1 protein-coding gene is annotated in these 1,164 nt (G+C 39.3%); it reads right to left on the reverse strand.

Annotation, left to right across the window (positions count from 1 at the left end):
* Positions 1-253: 253 nt before the first annotated feature.
* Positions 254-1,164 (reverse strand): phage/plasmid primase, P4 family (locus SMIDD28_RS12135; RefSeq protein WP_231075139.1); only part of this gene is annotated, 911 nt, incomplete at its 5' end.

Genomic DNA, 1,164 nt, shown 5'->3' on the forward strand with positions numbered 1-1,164 from the left:
CATTTCCCCTCCAAAAGTTACCGTTATTGATTTTAGAACGGTAACCACTACAAATCCAGTAGTACCAACGGTTTACGTCATTTTTTTGCCCCAAGGTTACCGTTACCGTTACCTTTCTCCTTTATTTATATTTATATTATTTATTTTTTTATTATTTCAATAGAAAAGAAAGGTAATACGGTAACTAACAATAGGTAAACCCTTGATACATAAGGCTTAAATCAGGTTACCGTAGTCAAAAAAGAACGGTAACCTAACGGTAAACGGTAACCAATTCATACCCTGATGTAAGTATCTGACTTTCATCATTCAACCAGCTAAAACCTGAATAATGTTTTGGAACGTCCACAGATGGAATAAATTTCCCTAATGGTTTCATTTTTTTCTTAACCCAACCATCTGGGATATTCTTAGCTAATTGCGTTTCGAATTTACGTTTCGTCAACCTCGTGACACCTTCATCTTTACACCATTCCTGATACAACCACCACAAAAACCGAGAGGGCAGGCGAGTGGATTCAAATTTATTGAACCATTCACTGATAAATGCCTTGACTGTATCGTTGGATTCTTTGAAATCCTCTAGGGCCTCAATCGAGGCTTGCGGTTCGATGAAGCGATCAAATGAAATCTCAAGAGCTTTCTTCAAAACGTACTCAAGAACTTCTTCACGATAGATATAGTCGTCCTTGATTGCCCAGTTATCTTCCTTGCTTGAAAATGACTTCTTAAACGGTACAATCGCAAACCGTCTGTATGTACCGTTCGTTTTATTCTTAAAACGTGGTAGTTCATTCGTGGATTGAATGACGGTTTTTTTGAATACGGTCGTATATGGTTGTTTGTTTTTCTCCTCGACCAAGACTGGCTCACCAGTCACAACCGAGTTGAAATTTGAAGATTCATCTACGTAGATACCAGCTTGCACATCGTCCCCGATGATGACTGTCTTACCTTCAATCATCGATAGAGCAAATCGCTCTGAAAATTGATTAAGTTTTAAGCTGGCCACGTTTCGCATACCTACCAGGTTGGTTATAAGTTGTTGGACAGTACCCTTACCGTCATTCCCCTCGCCGACAAACCAAATAGATTTCCTGTAAGAGTAATTCCCGTTTAGGCTGGCTGAGATAACCTGCCAGATGAGTTCAACCAGTTCTTCAT

The sequence above is a fragment of the Streptococcus mitis genome, from assembly GCF_001579045.1.
Taxonomy (GTDB): domain Bacteria; phylum Bacillota; class Bacilli; order Lactobacillales; family Streptococcaceae; genus Streptococcus; species Streptococcus mitis_D.